At 64.6% G+C, this 19,395-nt stretch carries 18 protein-coding genes and 1 tRNA gene; 8 read left to right on the top strand and 11 right to left on the bottom strand.

The window, feature by feature from the left end; genetic code table 11:
* From HUX88_RS17605 to trpC, 4 genes are all read left to right on the top strand, one after another.
* Complete coding sequence (locus tag HUX88_RS17605; protein WP_090326971.1) at window positions 1-564, top strand: aminodeoxychorismate/anthranilate synthase component II; 564 nt, start codon at window positions 1-3, stop codon at window positions 562-564.
* Between the two features lie 65 nt (window positions 565-629).
* A complete protein-coding gene (trpD, locus tag HUX88_RS17600; RefSeq protein ID WP_117015846.1) occupies window positions 630-1,667 on the top strand; it encodes an anthranilate phosphoribosyltransferase in 1,038 nt (345 codons plus the stop codon).
* Window positions 1,668-1,678: 11 nt separating this feature from the next.
* Window positions 1,679-2,338 carry a LysE family translocator gene (locus tag HUX88_RS17595; RefSeq protein WP_176362604.1) on the top strand — a complete coding sequence of 220 codons (660 nt, stop codon included), beginning with the start codon at window positions 1,679-1,681 and terminating at the stop codon, window positions 2,336-2,338.
* A gap of 13 nt (window positions 2,339-2,351) precedes the next feature.
* Window positions 2,352-3,152 (top strand): indole-3-glycerol phosphate synthase TrpC, encoded by an 801-nt coding sequence (trpC, locus tag HUX88_RS17590; RefSeq protein ID WP_161091940.1) that lies wholly within the window; start codon window positions 2,352-2,354, stop codon window positions 3,150-3,152.
* Here trpC and HUX88_RS17585 read toward each other — a convergent pair.
* From HUX88_RS17585 to HUX88_RS17555, 7 genes are all read right to left on the bottom strand, one after another.
* Entirely contained in the window at window positions 3,149-4,369 is a 1,221-nt protein-coding gene (locus tag HUX88_RS17585) for a GGDEF domain-containing protein (RefSeq protein ID WP_229219397.1), read from the bottom strand. The two genes, trpC and HUX88_RS17585, sit on opposite strands and share 4 nt — an antisense overlap.
* Window positions 4,370-4,516: 147 nt before the next feature.
* Complete coding sequence (locus HUX88_RS17580; RefSeq protein WP_176362603.1) at window positions 4,517-6,337, bottom strand: M61 family metallopeptidase; 1,821 nt, start codon at window positions 6,335-6,337, stop codon at window positions 4,517-4,519.
* A 13-nt stretch (window positions 6,338-6,350) separates the two neighbouring features.
* Complete coding sequence (locus tag HUX88_RS17575; RefSeq protein WP_117015842.1) at window positions 6,351-6,917, bottom strand: NTP transferase domain-containing protein; 567 nt, start codon at window positions 6,915-6,917, stop codon at window positions 6,351-6,353.
* A gap of 10 nt (window positions 6,918-6,927) precedes the next feature.
* Window positions 6,928-9,147: a xanthine dehydrogenase family protein molybdopterin-binding subunit gene (locus HUX88_RS17570; RefSeq protein ID WP_117015841.1), complete on the bottom strand. Its 2,220-nt coding sequence runs from the start codon at window positions 9,145-9,147 to the stop codon at window positions 6,928-6,930.
* Window positions 9,148-9,157: 10 nt separating this feature from the next.
* Window positions 9,158-9,616 (bottom strand): (2Fe-2S)-binding protein, encoded by a 459-nt coding sequence (locus tag HUX88_RS17565; RefSeq protein WP_117015840.1) that lies wholly within the window; start codon window positions 9,614-9,616, stop codon window positions 9,158-9,160.
* A gap of 40 nt (window positions 9,617-9,656) precedes the next feature.
* Entirely contained in the window at window positions 9,657-10,382 is a 726-nt protein-coding gene (locus tag HUX88_RS17560) for a DsbC family protein (RefSeq protein ID WP_117015839.1), read from the bottom strand.
* A gap of 38 nt (window positions 10,383-10,420) precedes the next feature.
* The gene (locus HUX88_RS17555; RefSeq protein WP_176362602.1) at window positions 10,421-11,641 is read right to left on the bottom strand and encodes an FAD-dependent monooxygenase; all 1,221 of its coding nucleotides are present in this window, start codon (window positions 11,639-11,641) and stop codon (window positions 10,421-10,423) included.
* Between the two features lie 77 nt (window positions 11,642-11,718).
* Between HUX88_RS17555 and HUX88_RS17550 the strand changes: the two genes are divergently transcribed.
* Window positions 11,719-11,794 (top strand) — tRNA-Phe (locus HUX88_RS17550).
* Between the two features lie 87 nt (window positions 11,795-11,881).
* Window positions 11,882-12,640, top strand: coding sequence for a hypothetical protein (locus HUX88_RS17545; protein ID WP_117015837.1), 759 nt, complete (start codon window positions 11,882-11,884; stop codon window positions 12,638-12,640).
* Between the two features lie 13 nt (window positions 12,641-12,653).
* On the opposite strand, the gene HUX88_RS17540 is transcribed toward HUX88_RS17545, so the two are convergent.
* Window positions 12,654-13,763 carry an alpha/beta fold hydrolase gene (locus tag HUX88_RS17540; protein WP_176362601.1) on the bottom strand — a complete coding sequence of 370 codons (1,110 nt, stop codon included), beginning with the start codon at window positions 13,761-13,763 and terminating at the stop codon, window positions 12,654-12,656.
* A gap of 180 nt (window positions 13,764-13,943) precedes the next feature.
* Here HUX88_RS17540 and HUX88_RS17535 point away from each other — a divergent pair, with 180 nt between their 5' ends.
* On the top strand, window positions 13,944-14,654 hold the full coding sequence (locus HUX88_RS17535) for a DUF4386 domain-containing protein (protein ID WP_176362600.1): 711 nt from the start codon (window positions 13,944-13,946) through the stop codon (window positions 14,652-14,654).
* A gap of 18 nt (window positions 14,655-14,672) precedes the next feature.
* Here HUX88_RS17535 and HUX88_RS17530 read toward each other — a convergent pair whose 3' ends face one another.
* Genes HUX88_RS17530 through HUX88_RS17520 form a run of 3 tightly spaced genes read right to left on the bottom strand, consistent with a single transcriptional unit; the run spans window position 14,673 to window position 18,296 of the window.
* A complete protein-coding gene (locus tag HUX88_RS17530) occupies window positions 14,673-16,724 on the bottom strand; it encodes a hypothetical protein (RefSeq protein WP_176362599.1) in 2,052 nt (683 codons plus the stop codon).
* A complete protein-coding gene (locus HUX88_RS17525) occupies window positions 16,711-17,418 on the bottom strand; it encodes a toll/interleukin-1 receptor domain-containing protein (RefSeq protein ID WP_176362598.1) in 708 nt (235 codons plus the stop codon). Before HUX88_RS17525 ends, HUX88_RS17530 begins: the two co-directional genes overlap by 14 nt.
* 8 nt (window positions 17,419-17,426) lie before the next feature.
* Window positions 17,427-18,296: a DUF3365 domain-containing protein gene (locus HUX88_RS17520; RefSeq protein ID WP_176362597.1), complete on the bottom strand. Its 870-nt coding sequence runs from the start codon at window positions 18,294-18,296 to the stop codon at window positions 17,427-17,429.
* 168 nt (window positions 18,297-18,464) lie between these two features.
* Between HUX88_RS17520 and HUX88_RS17515 the strand changes: the two genes are divergently transcribed.
* Window positions 18,465-19,394 (top strand): histone deacetylase family protein, encoded by a 930-nt coding sequence (locus HUX88_RS17515; protein ID WP_117015831.1) that lies wholly within the window; start codon window positions 18,465-18,467, stop codon window positions 19,392-19,394.
* Window position 19,395: the final 1 nt, after the last annotated feature.

Genomic DNA, 19,395 nt, shown 5'->3' with positions numbered 1-19,395 from the left:
ATGCTGCTAATGATCGACAACTACGACTCCTTCACCTACAACATCGTGCAGTACTTCGGCGAGCTGGGTGAGGATGTGCGCGTGTACCGCAACGACGAAATCACGATCGCGGAAATCGAGGCATTGAACCCGGACCACATCTGCATTTCGCCAGGTCCGAAAGATCCGTCGCAAGCCGGGATTTCGATCGAGGTGCTCAAGCACTTCGCCGGCAAGAAGCCGATACTGGGCGTGTGCCTGGGCCACCAGGCCATCGGCGAAGCGTTCGGCGGAAAAGTCATCCGCGCCAAGCAGGTCATGCATGGCAAAACTTCTTTAATCGCGCATACGGGCGTGGGCGTCTTCAAGGATCTGCCCTCCCCCTTCACGGTGATCCGGTATCACTCGTTGGCCATCGAGCGCAGCTCGCTGCCGTCCTGCCTGGAAGTGACGGCATGGACGGACGACGGTGAAATCATGGGCGTGCGCCACAAGGATTACGACATCGAGGGCGTGCAGTTCCACCCCGAGTCCATCCTGTCGGAACACGGTCACGCACTGTTGAAGAACTTCCTGGTCCGCTGACCAGCGCTGTTCGTACCGGCGCGCCGCCGCGCGCGCCCACGCCCAAATTCAGAGAAGGAATAGCCATGCCTATCACCCATCAAGAAGCACTGCTGCGCTGCATCGAACACCGCGAGATTTTCCACGACGAGATGCTGCACCTGTTCCGCCAGATCATGTCCGGCGAAATGTCGCCGACCATGATCGCCGCCCTGACCATGGGCCTGCGCGTGAAGAAGGAAACCATCGGCGAGATCGCCGCCGCCGCGCAGGTGATGCGCGAGTTCTCCACCAAGGTGCCGATGGCCGACACCACCGGCCTGCTCGACATCGTCGGCACCGGCGGCGACGGCGCGCATACCTTCAACATCTCCACCGCGTCGATGTTCGTCGCCGCGGCGGCCGGCGCGCGCGTGGCCAAGCACGGCGGACGCAGCGTGTCGTCGTCGTCCGGCAGCGCCGACGTGATCGAATCGCTGGGCGCCAACATCAACCTCAAGCCCGAGCAGATCGCGCAATCGATCGCGCAGACCGGCATCGGCTTCATGTTCGCCCCCAACCACCATGCGGCGATGAAGCACGCGGCGCCGGTGCGCCGTGAGCTGGGCGTGCGCACCATCTTCAACATCCTGGGGCCGCTGACCAATCCGGCCGGCGCGCCGAACATCCTGATGGGCGTATTCCACGCCGACTTGGTGGGTATCCAGGTGCGCGTGCTGCAGCGCCTGGGCGCGCAGCATGCCATCGTGGTCTATGGCCGCGACAATATGGATGAAGTCTCGCTCGGCGCCGGCACGCTGGTCGGCGAACTGGTTAACGGCGAGATCCGCGAATACGAAATCCATCCCGAGGACTTCGGCCTGCAGATGATCGCCAGCCGCAATTTGAAGGTGGCGGATGCGGCGGAATCGAAAGCCAAGATGATGGAAGCGCTGCGCGGCGAACCCGGCGCGGCCTACGATATCGTGGCGCTCAACGCGGGCACCGCGCTGTACGCGGCCGGCGTGGCCAGCTCGATCGAGGACGGCCTGGCGCGCGCGCGCAAAGCCGTCAGCTCCGGCGACGCGCTGCGCAAGGTCCAGCAGTTCGTGGAGGTCACGCAAAGCCTCGGCAGCACCAACTAAGGGAGGCCAGCATGTTCGGCATCCACGATCTGACGCTGTTTGTTGTCTCCGGGCTGCTGCTGAACATCATGCCCGGCCCCGATTCGCTGCTGATCATGACGCGCAGCGCCACCCAGGGCTGGCGCGCCGGTTCGGCCGCCGCGCTGGGCATCGGCGCCGGCACCATGATCCACATCTTCGCCGCGGCGCTGGGCTTGTCGGCGCTGCTGGCGACGTCCGCTGCCGCGTTCACGGTGGTGAAGTGGATAGGCGCCGCCTACATTGTCTACGTCGGCATCGGCATGCTTCGCGCCAGGTTGCGAACCGAAGCCGATGACGCGGCGGCCGCCGAAATCGCCGTGCGCGGCGCCGCGCAACCGCTGGCGTATCGTAAAATATTCTTCCAGGGTTTCCTGACCAACGTCCTGAACCCGAAGGTGGCCTTGTTCTTCCTGGCCTTCGTGCCGCAGTTTATTTCGGCCGATTCCGCCAGCAAGCCGCTGGCCTTCATCGTCCTGGGCTGCATTTTCAATTTCAACGGTATGTTGTGGTGCAACGGCCTGGCCGTCTTCACCGCCTTCGCCAGCGCACGCCTGAAGGTCAAGCCGCTGGTCGCCCTGTGGCTGAACCGCGTGACGGGCGGCCTGTTCCTGGCTCTCGGCCTGCGCCTGGCGCTGGCCGAACAACATTAAACTTAGGCTCACCATGTCCGACATCCTGAACAAAATCCTCGCGGTCAAAGCCGACGAAGTCGCCGCCGCAAAAAAACACCGCAGCCTCGCCAGCCTGCGCGCCGACGTTGAAAGCGACGCCGAACTGCGCGCCGGCCTGCGCGGCTTCGAGGCCAGCCTGCGCGGGAAGATCGCCGCCGGCAAGGCTGGCGTGATCACCGAAGTGAAAAAGGCGTCGCCGTCGAAAGGCGTGCTGCGCGCCGACTTCCGCCCCGCCGATATCGCCGCCAGCTACGAGGCCCATGGCTCCGCGTGCCTGTCCGTGCTGACGGACGAGCAGTTCTTCCAGGGTTCGGTGGCGTATCTGCAGCAGGCGCGCGCCGCCTGTTCGCTGCCGGTGCTGCGCAAGGACTTCATGATCGATATGTACCAGATCTACGAAGCCCGCGCGATGGGCGCCGACGCCATCCTGCTGATCGTCTCGGCGCTGGACCATGGCCTGATGGCGGAAATGGAGGCCTGCGCCCACGAACTGGGCATGGGCGTGCTGGTGGAAACCCACGACGGCGACGAGCTGACCGCCGCGCTGCGCCTGAAAACCGCGCTGTTGGGCATCAATAACCGCAATCTGCGCACTTTCGAGGTGTCGCTGGAGAACACGCTGGGCCTGCTGGACCGCATTCCGGCGGATAAACTGGTCATCACCGAATCGGGCATCATGGTGCCGGACGACGTCAAACGCATGCGCGAGGCTAACGTGCACGCCTTCCTGGTCGGCGAAGCCTTCATGCGCGCGCCCGATCCGGGTGCGGAACTGGCGCGCCTGTTTAACTAAGCTTTAATCGCCTGCAAGGGCGGCATCGGTGTGGACGCGATCTCGATGCAGTCGCGCCCACGCTCCTTGGCGCGGTATAGCGCCTCGTCCGCCCGCATCAGGATGGCGTCCAGATCCTCGTCGGAACTTGTCTGGCAAGCAATGCCAATACTGACGGTATAGGCGGGCAAGTCTCCGCGGCTTGGTTCGCGCACCGCGACCAGAATGCGCTCGGCGATATCGCGGGCCCAGTCCACGCCGGTCACCGGCAGCAAAACAATAAACTCCTCGCCGCCGAAACGGGCGACGTGATCGGATACTCGCAGCGCCTTGCCGATTACTTGCGCCACATCGACTAAAACCCGGTCGCCGGTAGCGTGGCCGTAGCAGTCATTAATCTTCTTAAAATAATCCAGATCGATGCTGAGCATCGTCATGGCGGTGGATTCACGTCGCATCAACGCATGCTCTTTAGCGTAAATATCGGCGAAACCACGCCGGTTTAAAACCTGGGTCAGGGGATCGAGCGTGGAGCGGCGTTCCAGTATGGCTTGCAGGCGCCGGGTGGTCACCGCCTTGAAACCCACCGCCAGCAGCAATACCATGAATTGGCCGGCCGCCAGATAAATACTTTGAAATGGCCCGACAGCCGTCAAGTCAACCTGGACGCCGCCGAATAATAACGCCAGAATGCCTCGCGTTAATACCACCAGCGTTTGAAACAGTAATAATGAACCGAAGAATATGGTGGAGAAATGACGTTCCCCGTGACGCCATACCACCAGAATCTGATTTATATAAAATATGGAAACCAGAAAAGAGAATACGCCGACACGCGCGGCAAAATTCGGCTGAATCAACAACCAGTATCCGACGCCCAGCATGGCCAATAACCAAACCAGATGAAATAACCACCAGGCCGGCGCAAGTCCATAAAATTTCCGGGTACCGATCATCGCCAGGCCCACGCCCCAAACCAGGGCCGAATTAGCGCTAAGCAATACCAACGTTTCGTTGAGGACGCTATGCCTCAAACTGAATAAAAACGCACCGCAAGCCAGCGATACCAATCCCGCCGCCCAATAATTCAGGCCCTTGATCTCAGCTGGAAAACTGACATGGGCGGAATAAAGGACGACACTCATCGCGCCGGCCATCAGCGTCGACATCAGGATAATCGTGGCGGAATCAAGTTGGAACACTTGCGGGTCTATCCTCGGGCAGAAAAGGTCAGCCAAATTCTAAACCAGAACCAGACCAAGGCGTAGGATTAAACCTACACCAGCCCCGTAATCCCCCAACACATGCCGGAATGTGGCTAGTACGTGCCAATTTCTAGCATGAATAGGGCAAAAAAATCCGGGGACTCGCCCCGGACTGTGGAATTAACGTGCTGCGCTGGGCCGCAATGGGCCGGCGGATTTCTTGCCGGCCGGGTCCAGCGACAGGCTGATGCCCGGAACCCGGTCGCCTTGCAGCGTCGCGGTGAAGGTCATTAACTCGTCGCGGCGGAAGGCGTGGATTTCAATTTCCGATCCGACGCCATAGCGGGAAAGCAGCGTTTCCAGATTGGCGGCGGTGACGCGCAATCCATCGACCGCCATCAATATATCGCCGGCCGATAACCCCGCCCGATGCGCGGCGCCATTCTCGTGCACGCTGGATAATTTGCAGTCATTACCATCCTTGCCGAGATTAACATCGAGGCTGGGCTTGGCCGACTTACGCTCGTCATTATATTTAACACCGAATGGTGCCAGCATTTTCGCCAACGGCAAATCTTCCGTGCCGCGGATATATTTATCGAAGAATGGCTTGAAGCGGCCGCCGCTGATTTCATCGAATAATGCTTCAACTTCGGCCGGAGTAACGCCGCGTCCGCCGCCCTGATAAAAATCGCGGCCATAACGTTGCCATAATGCGCGCATCACATCGTCCAGCGATTTCTTGCCGCCGGTTTTAGCGCGAATGCTCAAATCCAGCGCCAGCGCGATCAGCGAACCCTTGGTGTAATAACTGATGATCGAATTCGGCGCATTTTCATCCTGGCGATAATACTTACCCCAGGCGTCGAAACTGGAATCGGCCACGCTTTGCTTGGTACGACCGCTGCCGCGCAATACGCTGCCGATGGTTTTACCCAGCAATTTAAAATAAGCCGGTTCGGCGATAACACCGGCGCGCACCAGCATCAAATCGTCGTAATAGCTGGTGAAGCCCTCAAACAACCAAAGCAATGGAGAGTAATTCTCGACCTGCAGGTTATACGGCGCAAATGCCGCCGGCTTGATGCGCTTCACATTCCAGGTATGGAAGTATTCATGGCTGCACAGGCCGAGGTATTGCAGATAACCGTCGCTGATGTCCTTGCTGGCCGACGCCGTGCTCGGCAGGTCGGCGCGGGCGCAGATCAGCGCCGTCGAGGCGCGGTGTTCCAGCCCGCCGTAACCGTCGCCGACGGCCAGCGTCATGAAGACGTAGCGGTCCATCGGCGCCTTCTTGGCCTTCGGTTCGAAGAAGGCGATCTGGGTTTCGCAGATCTTTTTCAGGTCGGCGCTCAGGCGCGGCAGGTCCAGGTTCGGCACCCTGCCGCTGATGACGATGTCGTGCGGGATGCCATGCGCCTTGAACGTGGCCAGCGCGAAGTCGCCCTGCTCCACCGGATGATCGATCAACTCGTCGTAGTTCGAGGCGATGTAGGTGCCAAAACCATAACGTTTCGCTTTCAGCTCAGGCAGCGAGGTCGCCACGCGCCAGGTCTTGGCCGCTTCGTCGGCCGGGCGCTGGATGTCCACCACGTGCGGCTGGTCCTCCTGTCCCAGCACGCGCAGGAACACGCTGGTGCCGTTGTAGAAGGCGTGGTTCTGGTCCAGATGCGCGGCGCGCACCGACATGTCCCAGGCATAGACTTCGTAATGCACCGTCAGCGACGCCGCGTGGTCCTTCAGCGGCGCGGCCTGCCACGAATGCTTATCCAGCTTGGCCAGCGCCACCGGCTCGCCGTTCGACTCGGCACGGATACGCACGATGTTGCGCGAGAATTCGCGGATCATGTAGCTGCCCGGGATCCAGGCCGGCAGGGCGAACACCTGGCCGCCTTCGGCCGGCGCGTCCACCGTCAGCGTGACGTGGAACAGGTGGGCGGCCAGGTCGTGGCCGACGATGCTGTAGGCGATCGCCGGGGTATTCTTGTTCGGTTTCTTCATTTCGGTCCTTGTTTTACAAATCGCCCGGCGTATCGATATCGCGCACCACGCCGGCATCGTCGACTATCAGTTCGCTCACCGCATGGCTTTTTAATATCTCGCGCGCGCCCTGGTCGCCTTCCAGCGCCAGCAGCAATGGCAAATGATAACTGCTGAAGGCGACCGGATTGCCGCGCCGTCCTTCATGCATGGGCGCCGCGATGCGGGCGCCCCGTTCGATGGTCGCGGCCAGGGCCCGCATGGTATCAGGCCGCACGTGGGGCATGTCGCCCAGGCCGATCAGCCAGCCTTCCGCGCCTTTGGTGTAATCGATCGCCGTCGTCAGCGAGGCGGCGATGCCAAGATCGGCATCCGCGCAGACGCGCACCTCGCAACCCAGGCGGCCCAGCAGCGCCGCCACTTGGCCGTCGTCCGGGCGGACCACGGCCACCACGCGCGGCAGCGCGGCCAGCATGTTTTTTGCGCTGGCGGCGACGACGGCGTCGCCATTCTCCAGCGGTTGCAGCAGTTTGTTTTGTACGCCGGACGGATCGAAACGCCTACCCCGCCCGGCTGCCAGCAATATCCCTACCAGTGCCATCCAGCGCGGCTCAGGCGCTGGCCAGGTCGAACGGCAGCTTGCGCAAACGCTTGCCGGTCAACTTGAACAGCGCGTTGGCGAAGGCCGGCGCCAGCGGCGGCAGGCCAGGTTCGCCCATGCCGGTCGGCGGATCGTTCGACGGCACGATGTGCACGTCGATCACCGGCATGTCCGTCATGCGCGCCACCGTGTAGTCGCTGAAGTTCTGCTGCTCCACCACGCCGTCCTTGAGGGTGATGGCGGCGCCGGGCAGCGTCATGCCCAGGCCCATCAAGGCCGCGCCCTGGATCTGCGCTTCGATCGTCAAGGGATTGACCGCCTGGTTGCAATGCACGCCGGCCGTGACCTTGTGCAGCTTGGGCGTGCCGTCCTTCACGGACGCCACCACCACATACGCGATCACGGTGTTGAACGACTCATGCACCGCCACACCCCAAGCCTGGCCTTTAGGTAAAGCCTTCTTGCCATAGCCGGACTTGGCGACCGCCAGGTCCAGCGCGGCCATGTGGCGCTTGCCCTTCTCGCCCATCAGCTTCTTGCGATACGCGACCGGGTCCATCTTGGCGGCGTGTGCGGCTTCGTCGATCAGCGTCTCCATCACGAAGGCCGTGTGCGTGGAGCCGACGGAGCGCCACCACAGCACCGGCACATTGGCCTTGACGCTGTGCGCGCTCAGGTTCATCGGCACCTCATACGGTTCGCCCATGCCCTCGACCATGGTGGAGTCGATGCCATCCTTGACCATCATCGGTTCGAACGGCGTGCCGGCGAGGATGGACTGGCCGACGATGACGTGATCCCACGCCACGATGTTGCCCTTGTCGTCCATGCCGATGTCGGCGCGGTGCACGTGCGACGGGCGATAGTAGCCGCCCTTGATGTCATCCTCGCGGCTCCAGACCACCTTGATCGGTTCCGTCTTGCCGGCGGCCTTCCAGGCCTTGGCGATATTGACCGCCTCCACCAGATAATCGGAAGTCGGCACGGCGCGGCGGCCGAAACCGCCGCCGGCCATCATCGTGTTCAGCACCACCTGCTCCGGCTTCAGGCCGGCGGTGGCGGCGATGGCGCCCTGGTCCATCGTCTGGAACTGCGAGCCGGCCCATACGGTGCAGCCGTCCGAGCGCAGGTCGACCACGCAATTCAGCGGCTCCATCGGCGCGTGCGCCAGATACGGGAACTCATAGACGGCGGAGATTTTCTTCGCCGCGCCGGCCAGCTTGGACGTGTCGCCCTTGCGCGCCGGCGTTCCCGGCTTCTGCGCCAGCGCCTTGAACTCGGCCAGCTGCTTGTCGGTGCTGACCTTTTCCACGCCGCTGGTGTCCCAGTCGATGACCAGCGCCTCGCGGCCCATCTTGGCCGGCCAGTAGCCGTCGGCCACCACCGCCACGCCGCTGCCGCCGCGGTCCGTCTTCACTTCCATCACTTCGATCACGCCCTTGATGGCCTTGGCCTTCGAGGCGTCGAACTTGGCGACCTTGGCGCCGAACACCGGCGGCCGCGCCACCACGGCGACCTTGCTGTGCGGCGCCTTGAAGTCCATGCCGAACTGCTGCTTGCCGGTCGATTTGTCTTTCGCGTCCAGGCGCTTCATCGGTTTGCCGATGAAGTTGAAATCCTTGGGATCCTTCAGCTTCACGGTGGCGGGCACCGGCTGCTTCATGGCCGCATCGGCCATCGCGCCGAAGGTGGCTTTCTGGCCGGCGGGGCCGGTCAGCGTGCCTTTCGAGGTCTTGACCTGGTCCGGCGCGACCTTCCATTCCTGGGCCGCCGCCGCGATCAGCATCGCGCGCGCCTTGGCGCCGATCTCGCGGTACTGGGTGTAGGAGTGGGCGATGCTGCCCGAGCCGCCGGTGATCTGGATGCCGAACAGCGGATCCTTGTATTGATCGCCGGCCGGCGCCAGCGCGCCGTTGACCTTCGACCAGTCCGCGTCCAGTTCCTCCGCGATCAGCATCGGCAGCGACGTCTGCACGCCCTGGCCGAATTCCAGCCGGTTGACCTGCACCGTCACGCTGTTGTCCGGCGCGATATGCAGGAAGGCGTTCGGCTGATACACCTTGGCCGGAGGCTGCTGCGCATTGGCGAAGCGGCCCGCGCCCGGCATGAAGAAGCCCAGCACCAAGCCGCCGCCCGCCACCGCGCCCGCCTTCATGAAGCTGCGGCGCGACACGCCGCCGGAAGTCTCCACACCCGCCATCGATTCCTGGTTAATCCATTCGATACGCATGCGATTCTCCTTAGGCGATGGTTTTAGCTGCGTCTTTGATGGCTGCGCGGATGCGCTGGTACGTCCCGCATCGACAGATATTGCCGCTCATGGCGTTGTCGATGTCGGCGTCGGAAGGGGCTTTATTGGTGCGCAGCAGAGCGGTCGCGCTCATGATCTGGCCACTCTGGCAGTAGCCGCATTGCGGCACGTCCATCTTGACCCACGCCGCCTGCACGGCCTTGCCGACCTTGTCGGACTCCATCGCCTCGATGGTGGTGATCTTCTGGCCGGCGGCGGCCGAAATCGGCGTCACGCACGAACGGACAGGCTGGCCGCCCAGGTGCACGGTGCAGGCGCCGCACAGCGCCGCGCCGCAACCGAACTTGGTGCCGGTCATGTTCAGGTTATCGCGCAAAGCCCACAGTATCGGCGTCGAGGGATCGGCGTCCACCTGCATGTCTTTACCGTTGATGTTCAAAGTGATCATTCAGTTCTCCTATGGGGCGATGCGCTGGTTTGGCTACTGCTTACTGCTTGATCTTGGCGAACTTCTCTTCAAGCGCCTTGGTGTCGATCGCGCCGGGCACGCGGGTGCCGTCGGCGAAGAAGATGGCCGGAGTGCCGGAGACGCCCAGCTTGTGGCCCAGCTCCAGCACGTCCTGGTTTGGCGACTGGCAGGCTTCCGCAGCGGCGGGAGCGGCCTTGTTGTTGACCATCCAGTCGTCCCAGGCCTTGCTGCGATCCGGCGCGCACCAGATGTTCTTCGACTTGGTGAACGAGTCGTCGGCCAGGATGTTGTACATGAAGGTGTAGACCGTGATGTTGTCGGTCTCCTTCAGCGTGGTCTGGCGGAAGCGCTTGCAGTAGCCGCAGTTGGGATCCTCGAACACCGCGATCACGCGCTTGCCGTCACCCTTGACGGTCTTGATGGCCTTATCCAGCGGCAGGTCGGAGAACTTAATCTTGTTGATCTCTTCCAGCCGTTCCTTGGTCAGGTCGGTGCTGGTGGTGAGATTGAACACGTGGCCGGAGAACAGATACGTGCCTGTCTTGTCGGTGTAGAGGATGTCGTTGCCGATGCGGACTTCATACAGGCCGGCATATGGCGTCTCCTTGACCGAATCGACTTTCACGTTCGCGCCGAGGCGCGGTTCGACCAGCTTCTTGATCGCATCCGTGGATGGGGTTTCCGCGCTCACGCAGGACGCCATCAGCGCCGACAACAACAGCAAAACGGTCTTACTTTTTCTCATAACATCTCCGATGACTACACGAACCCACTGGCGCGGGCCTATTTCCCCATCGCGTGGGAGATCAGGCGGCGCTTCAGCACAGGTAATTTATCCAGCAAGTTTAATCCGAAATTACGAACCACGCGCAGTGGCTCGATATCCGCCCCGAACAGGCGCGCCAGGCCGTCGGTGGTGAGCTGCATCAGCAGCACGTCCTCCTTGCGGGCGCGCTCGTAGCGGGCCAGCACGCGGGTGTCCCCGATGCCGCGCTGCGCCTCGCGCTCGCCCAGCGTCTTGACCAGCTGCGCCACGTCGGCGAAGCCCAGGTTCATGCCATGACCGGCCAGCGGATGGACCACGTGCGCGGCGTCGCCCACCAGCGCCACGCGCGGCGCGCTCATGGCGTGCGGGCGGATCAGGCGCAGGGGGAAGTCGCGCACCAGCTCCGGCTGCAGCGGCGTCAGGGCGCCCAGCTTGTCGGCGGCGTAGACGGCCAGGCGGTCGGCGATCTGCCGGGCCGATTCGGCGCGCAGCGTGTCGGCCAGCGCCTCCGGCGCCGACCACACCAGCGACACCTGGTCGCCCGGCAGCGGCAGCAGCGCGACGATGCCCTCGGCGCCGGTGAACCATTGATAGGCGGCGCCGTGGTGCGGCTTGGCGCAGGCGAAGTTGGAGACCACCGCGCGCTGGTTGTAGCTGCGGTAATCGAGGCCGATGTCGCACTGCCCGCGCACCCACGACTGGGCGCCGTCGGCGCCGACCACCAGCGAGGCCTTGATGCTGGAGCCGTCGTCCAGGTGCACGGAGGCGCTGTCGTCGCCGCGCAGCAGGCCGGTGGCGCGGCCCTGGACCACGCGCACGTTCTGCGCGAATTTCAGGGCGGCGTCCAGCGCCTGACCTATGTTGCGGTCTTCCATGATCCAAGCCAGCGTGCCGGTGTGGGCGCCGTAGGCGTCGAAGGCCAGGCCGCCGGCCTGGGCGCCGTCGCCGTGGACGATCATGGCGTCGACCGGCGCCACGCGGGCGTGGTCCAGCGCCTGCCAGACCTTCAGCGACGACAGCAGATTGTGGGCGGTGTGGTTCAGCGCATAAACCCGCGCATCCCAGCCGGGATCGGCGGCGGCCGGCCGGGCCGGAGGCGACGGTGGTCCGAGCAGCGTGACGCTAAAGCCGGCCTGGGCCAGGCCCAGCGCGGCGGTCTTGGCAATCGCGCCATCGCCAACGATACAGATATCACTCTCGGTAACGCGCAGCGCGGCGGGGGAGGATGGAATAGTCATCCGAACATTATAGCGTTTGTGCGCCCGAGAAATTCGCCCTTGCAATTTCGCTTAAGCCTGCTATAATTCTGCTCCTTGGCCTGGTAGCTCAGTTGGTAGAGCAGAGGATTGAAAATCCTTGTGTCGGTGGTTCGATTCCGCCCCGGGCCACCAAGAACAGTGTCAAAACAGAACGCCAACCCATGCAGGTTGGCGTTTTTGCTTTCTGAACCCAATCGCAAAGGGAAGGCGGCGCCGGGCGTGACCATCTTGAATGACGATGTCGAGGCGATGCACGCCAAGTTATCAGGCTTTTATCTGGAGGCACTCTCCGCCCTGCGCCACACGGCAGGCTTTCAGGAAGAAAAGGCGGCCATGCTTTCCGCCCCATTTCTGCTGAACCTCACCGCTGCAAGAGCCTATTTCGCCGCTCGCCCCCGGGTCATGTACATCGGCCAGGAAACCAAGGGCTGGCTTTGTCGGCTGCCGGAAGTGCTCAACGATCCGGCCAGCCGAGTGCCAGCCCTGCTTGCCCGTTACGAAAAGAGCCTGCTTGCGGCCCCCGGCCGTTCGCACTTCCTGAAGACGCGGCTCCTTCTCGAGCGCGAACTGGCCGGCGGCGTCCCCGGCTCGGTCATCTGGAACAATCTATTCAAAATGGACGTGTTCAGGGGAAAAGGAAAATCCAGAAACGCCCGGAATCACTCGGCGGCGCTGACGGAGTTTTCCGCCAAACTGTTCCGCTACGAGCTTGAACTGCTCCAGCCGGACGTGGTCATCCTCGGCTGCAGCGCCACCCACGACGCTGTCGTCAAGTCACTGTTCGAGGCACCGAAGCGCACGACCGTACGTGTGCACGTGCCGAAGGAACTGTGGCACTTCACGTACGGTCGCATCGACTGTTTCAGGACGCTGCATCCGGCGGTGGCCAGATTCGGCAGGCAAAGGACGGTGCAAAAGCACTACCGCACGATTATCCAGGCCATCAAGTCGAGAGCAGTCTCCGCAGCGATGGATTGAAATTCCAGGGCGGCTACTTGCGCTTGGGCCGCGCCACCGCCAGCGGCCGCACTGTCTCCAGCAGGCTGACCAGGATCTTGCCCGGCTCCTCCCATGGAATCATGTGGGCGGAATGCTCGAACCACACACCGCGCTTGTACGGCGCCTTGACGCGCTTGAGCCACTGCTCGGTCGGCACCGACGGCGTGGTGTAGTCGTTGCGGCCCATGAACATCACCACCGGGATCGGGAAGCTGCGCACGTTGCGGTAGTCGACGCGGAGGAACTCCGGCAGCAAGCGGCCCAGCGAGAACACATTACCGGCGTCGATGGCGCTGACGTCGCAGTCGTTATACTCCGGCGACAGCTTGCCGGCGTCATAGAAGTAGTCCGAACTGTCGCGATAGGCGCTCAAGCCACCGTAATACTGCGCCCATGTACGCTCCGTGACGATACGCTCGCGGGTGAGCGGCTGGTCGCCGGGATACGGCGCGATGGCCGCCAGCTCCTTGATGGCCTTCTCGTTGTGGTGCGCCTTCGATTGCTCGACCGCGTAGTCAAAGCTGATGCGCTCATTTTCCTGGGTGCTGATCACCTGGCCGATGCCGACGTAGGCATGGAACAGGTCAGGCCGCTTCAGCGCCGCGCCCATGCCGATCACCGTGCCCCAGCTGTGGCCCATCAGGATCACCTTGTCCTTGTGGTAGCGGGCCTTGATGTACTCGGCGACTTCGATCGCATCGTCGATGTAGCGCGGAATGTGGATGCTGTCGCTGAGCGTATCCGGCGCGGTTTCATTGAAGGTCTTGCCGGCGCCGCGCTGGTCGTAGTTGACGATGGTGAAGTATTCTTCCAGGGGACGCTGGAACTGCCAGATAGCCGGGATCAGCGGCGACGCCGGACCGCCATGAACGAACAGGATCACGGGATTGTCCTTGTCTTGTCCGCGCACGTTGATCCATTGGTCGATGCCGCCGATCCTGGCCTTGTAGGCTTCCTGCACGCCGGACGGCGCGACGATGCGGCCCAGGTCCCTGATCACTTCCCGCGCCTTGGCATACTCCGCCTGGCTCTTGCACTCCTGCCCCTGCACGCCGGCGCACAGCGACGCCAGCAGCACACCACCCATCAGAATTTTTTTCATCGGCTCACACCCTTGAATATGAGGAGGATGCGATTCTAGCAAAGGTCTCGCGGCCGCTGCCGTGATCGGCGGGCAGATTTATCTTGCGTTCATTTCATATGTCAGATATTGTTGACACATGAAATTGAAAATATCTTAACCGGGCGCACATCCGGCGCCATTTTCCTTAAGGGCATCAGCATGAACACACTCAGCAAAAACGCCAGGGTTGCCGGCTTCTTCTACCTGCTGGTCATCCTGATCGCGCCGCTACGCCTGGTCTACATCCCCAGCAAGCTGTTCATCAACGGCGACACGGCCGCGACCATCGCGGGCATCGCGGCACACGAGCAGCTGTTCCGCTTCGGCATCGCCGGCGACCTGATCACCGGCGCCGTCAGCCTGGTGCTGACTTTCACGCTGTACCGGCTGTTCCGGGACGTGAACAAGAACGCCGCCCTGCTGATGCTGATGCTGGGCTTCATGGACACGCCGCTGTACTTTTTCAACACGCTCAACGACATGGCCACCCTGATCCTGGTGCAGGGTCCGGACTTTCTGTCCGCCTTTAGCAAGGCCCAGCGCGACGGGCTGGCGACGCTGTTCCTGCGGGTGCACAGCATGATGACCTATGCCTCGGAAATCTTCTGGGGCCTGTGGCTGTTCCCGCTGGCGGCGCTGGTGTACCGCAGCGGTTTCCTGCCGCGTTTCCTGGCCGTCTGGCTGACCATCAACGGCTTCGCCTACCTGGCGCTCAGCTATGCCGGCCTGCTGCGCCCGGAATGGAACGATCTGGTCGCCGGCCTCGCCTTCCCCTGCCAGTTGGGCGAGGTGGCCTTCGCGCTGTGGATCCTGCTGCGCGGGGCGAAGCAGGGAAAATCCGCCGCGCTGCCCGCCGCAGTGGCCGCGTAAGCCTGCCCTCGCCCGCCCTCACTTGCCATGCCAGCTCAGGCGGCGCTGCTGATGGGCCGCCAGCCAGCCGGCGTTTTCTTCCAGTACCGCCTTGCCCAGCGCGAACAGCAGGTCGCGCGCGTGGCGTTCCTTTTCCGCCGTCGAGCCCTCGCCGGCCTCGATCTGCTCCAGCGCCAGCCGGGCGCGCCCGTACAGGCCGCGCAGCTGGTCGGCCTGGGCCAGCGTCTCGCCGTGCCCCATCTTGTTGTTGAGCGATAGCCAGGCCGCGCCCACGCCGGTCGCCAGCTTCATCCCCGACAGCAGCAGCGCCAGCAGCGACGCGTAGCTGCGCCCGCTGGTCAGCACCAGCGTCAGCGCGGCGGCCGCGCACAACAGGCCGGACAACAGCAGGTCGTTGCCGATCGCGACCGAGCGGGTGTGGCGGCGCCGTCGGCGGCGGTTGCCGTTGCCGTTCAGGTAGGCCAGCTGGTCGGCGATCCAGCCCTGCACCACGCGCCGCGCCGGCAGGCCGGACACCGGATGCACCACCAGGCAGGCGTCCAGCGCGTGGCGCACCCAGCCGATATCGCCGCTGTACTTCTGCACATAGTGGTCGGTCACCAGCGCCGGTTCGCCGGCGCACAGCCAGTACATCTGGAAGCGCAGCCCTTCGGCCAGCGCGCGGTAGTCCAGGTAGGCATTGCGCTGGCGCGACAGCACCACCCACAGATAGATGGCCACCGCGCCGCAGGCGCCGGCGGCGAACGCCATCGATTCGATCAGGTCGCCATGCGCGGGACTGAGCAGCCGCAGCGACGACGAGGACGCCGCCAGCACGGCCGCCGACGCCAGCAATCGCCAGCGGTAGCTCCAGTACCGCTTGCTGCGCTCGGCCAGCACGTCGACCGCGCAGAAGGCGCGCAGCAGCGGCCCCAGTCCCAGGCCTATCCCGGCCGGCAGCGCGGCCACGCCGGGCAGCGCCAGGCTGGCGAGGTAGCCGTGGCCGGCCGCGCGCAGGCTGTCGGCGTAGGCCGCCGCATCGTGCCCCGCCAGCGCGCGCTGGTGCAACAGGTTCAGCGTGTCGATCTCGCGGCCGTCGGCGTGCACCTGGTACAGCACGGCCAGGGCGCGCGGCGCGCAGCGGCGGCCCAGCCGGTGCTCGACCCGCGCCACCAGCGCGCGCCAGGCGCGGTGCGCGGCCCAGCGTTCGCAGGCGCGCACCGGGCTGCGCAGGAACTGTCCCGCGCCGGGCGCGCGCACGCCGGGCCAGCCGGGCTGCGGCGCGTCCCAGTGGCCGATCGCGCCGGCCTGTTCGCCGTGCGCCAGGCGGAAGCCGCCGGCCGCCTGCGCGCTCGGCAAGCCGGCCGACGATTCCTGCGCGCGCCGGCTGTACACGTGCAGCACGGTGCCGTGCGCCGGCGCGGCGAAGCGGTTGCTGCTGCGCGGATGGCCGCTGCGTTCGACGCCGTGCAGCAGCGTCTGCACCAGGTCCAGCGTGCCGCCCGGCCGGCGCGGGTGGCGCGCGGTCTCGCCCTGCCCGTCCCACACGGCGATCAGCAACTGGGCGTGGATGCCGAGGTAGCGCGTCAGCTGCGCGTACGCCGCCTGCGCCGGGGTGCGCGGCGCGGCCAGCACGCCGGCCGGCGGCGCCTTCGGTATCTCGAACACCTGGCCGGCGCCGGCGCTGTAGCGCAGGAAGCGCGCCGCGAACGCCTGCCGGTCCGCTTCGAACCGCAGCGGATCGCGCTGGCGCGCCGCCGCGCCGCCGGCCTGTTCGACGCAATAGTAGTCGAAGGGCATCGGCAGCGGGACGATCAGTTCGATGCGGCGCCGGGCCTGCGGCGCGGCGAGCGCGCACTGGCGCTGCAGCTTGAGCACCTGTTCGGCGAACAGCTGGTCGGCGCCGTCGGCCAGCGCGGAGAGGAAGTGGATGGGGCTGTGCGGCAGCGCCGCCGCGATCAGTTCGATGGCCTCGAACAGCTGCGCGGCCACCACCGGCACGTCGTCGGGATGCAGGTCGCGATGGCCGGTCAGCGCCACCACGAAGGGCAGCGCGTAGGGCGACGGCGCGCCCTCGTCAGCCGGCGGCATGGCAGCGGGCGACAAAGCGCTGGCGCTCGGCGCTGTCGTCGATCTCCAGCGCCAGCGCCGCCACCAATTGCTGGCGCGACGGCGCGGCCAGCAGCGCCCGCCGCACCAGATGGCGGGCGATCGGTCCCAGCTCCTGCGCCAGCGCCTGCTCGATGGCCGCCAGCACGGCTGGCGCGATGGCCGGCGTGATCGCGGCCGCCGGCATGCCTTGCGGTGGCGCGTTGGCGGCCGATGGCTGCGTGCCGAACGCCGGCGGCGCGCCCGGCTGCGGCGACGCGGCGGCCGGCGGCAGGCGCTCCAGCAGCATGGCCACGCTGCTGCACAACTGGGTCAGGTGGTCTTCCAGGTCGCCGGTGATGGCGTCGAGCCAGTGCTGGGTGCTGATGAAATACTCCAGGCTCTTCGACAGCGGCACGTTCTCGATGCGGAAAGGCAGCACCATCAAGCCCTTGTTGACGGCGCGCTCGACTTCGCGCCGCACCTGCGGCGAACTGTTCGAGCTGGCCGAAAAGATCAGCACCAGCATCCTGGCCTGGTCCATGGCGTTAATGATGGCCTCGGCCCAGTCCTCGCTGGGGCGGATGTCGCGCGGCGCCACCCAGCAGCGGATGTCGGCCGCCTCCAGCCGATGGCAGATGGCGTCGGCGAACACCTTGTCGACATGCGAGTGGCTGAGGAATACGTCCAGGCTCATGGCCGCGTTCAAGCCAGCATGGCCATGGCTTTTTCCAGGCTGCGGCGCATGCGGTTGAAGGCGTTGCTGAGCACCGCGATCTCGTCCTTGCCGCGCACGTCGAAGTGCTCCACGTCGAGCCGGCCGCCGCTGACGGCGTCGGCGATGCGGGCGATGCGGTTCACCGGCCGCAGCACCAGCAGGTAGAACAAGGCGTTCACGGCCACCAGGATGACGGCGAAGGTCACGGCCATGCCGCCCATGATCAGCGAATAGGCGCGCTCGGCCTCGCTCTGCGGCACCGACAGCGGCACCGACACGATCTGGCTGCCGACCACCTCGCCGAGCTTCCAGCCGAAGCCGTTGTTGCTGCCGTACAGCGCCTTCATGGTGTCGGGCGCGGCGGACGGCGTGCTGTGGCAGGCCAGGCAGCGGCCATCGCTGATGCGGATCGGCCGCGCCAGGTACAGCGACGGGCCGGAAGGGGTCTGGCGCTGGCCGGTCACCTCCTTCAGCTCGGCGTGGTCGCGGAAGCGCTGGACCACGTCGGCCTCCCAGTCCACCACGCGGTCGCGCGGATTGGTCGGGTTCAGCGCCGCCTCCTTGTAGCTGTAGTCGGGATGCGCGGCGTGCAGCTTGGTGAAGCTTTGCGTGGCCGCGTACGACGGCACCGACTGCGGCAGGAAGCGGCTCTCCAGCTCCTTCGCCAGCAGCGGCTTGACCTCGTTGGTGGTGTATTCGCGCGCGGCCATCGCCGCCTCCATCATCAGGCTGGCGTGGCTGACCACCTCGCGCTGGGCGTTGTCCTGCAAGACGGTGCGGGTCAGCTGGGCGGTGGTGTAGCCGCCCAGCGCAAAAATCAGCAGCAGTACGAGATTGAATTTGTACAACAGTTTCATACGCCGCCAATCCAGGACCGAAAAATAGTGACAGTATTATATTTTTTAATTGTGACGGTTTGATGAAATCCCCCCAGTCCATTTGGACTGGTGTTGTAATTTTTGACTTAAATCAACGAATTGTTTGATCTCCCTCAGTACACTCAATTCAGGTTATATTGGATTCCTATGCTGCCAGCCTATATCTCGCACCCCGACTGCCTGAAGCACACCATGGGCGACCAGCACCCCGAATGCCCGGAGCGGATCGGCGCGGTCAGCGACATGCTGCTGATCAAGGGCCTGCTCGACTTCATGCAGCCTTGCGAGGCGCCGCTGGCCACCGAGCAGCAGCTGGCGCAAGCCCACTCCAGCCTGTACATCCACACCATCGCCGCGCTGTCGCCGCGCGAGGGCTCGGTGCAGGTGGACCCGGACACCAGCATGAACCCGCACACCTACCGGGCCGCGCTGCGCGCCGCCGGCGCCGCCGTACTGGCCACCGACCTGGTGCTGACCGAGGGCGCCGGCACCGCCTTCTGCAACGTGCGCCCGCCCGGTCACCATGCCGAGTACGGCGCCGCCGGCGGCTTCTGCTTCTTCAACAACGCCGCGGTCGGCATCCGCCACGCGCTCAATGTGCACGGGCTGGAGCGCGTGGCGCTGGTCGATTTCGACGTCCACCACGGCAACGGCAGCGAGGACATCCTGCGCGACGACGAGCGCGTGCTGATGTGCTCCATCTTCGAGGACAAGCTGTATCCGTTCTGCGGCAACGTGCCGCGCGGCGCCAACATGGTCAACGTGGCGCTGCCGGCGCGCTCCGGCGGCGAGCTGCTGCGCCAGGCCGTGACCGAGCAATGGCTGCCGGCGCTGGAGCGCTTCCAGCCGCAGCTGATCTTCATCTCGGCCGGCTTCGACGGCCACCGCGACGACGACATGGGCAACCTCGGCCTGGTCGAGGCCGACTACGCCTGGATCACCAAGCAGATCGTCGCCGTCGCCGCCCGCCACAGCCAGGGCCGCATCGTCTCCTGCCTGGAGGGCGGCTACGAGCTGTCCTCGCTGGCGCGCAGCGCGGCGGCCCACGTCAAAGTCCTGCTCGGCATGGACGACTAAC

It is taken from the genome of Duganella sp. BJB1802 (assembly GCF_013369445.1).
Lineage (GTDB): Bacteria > Pseudomonadota > Gammaproteobacteria > Burkholderiales > Burkholderiaceae_D > Rugamonas > Rugamonas vulcania_A.
Note: the sequence above shows the minus strand (reverse complement) of the source record. Positions and strands in the feature narration are given on the sequence as shown.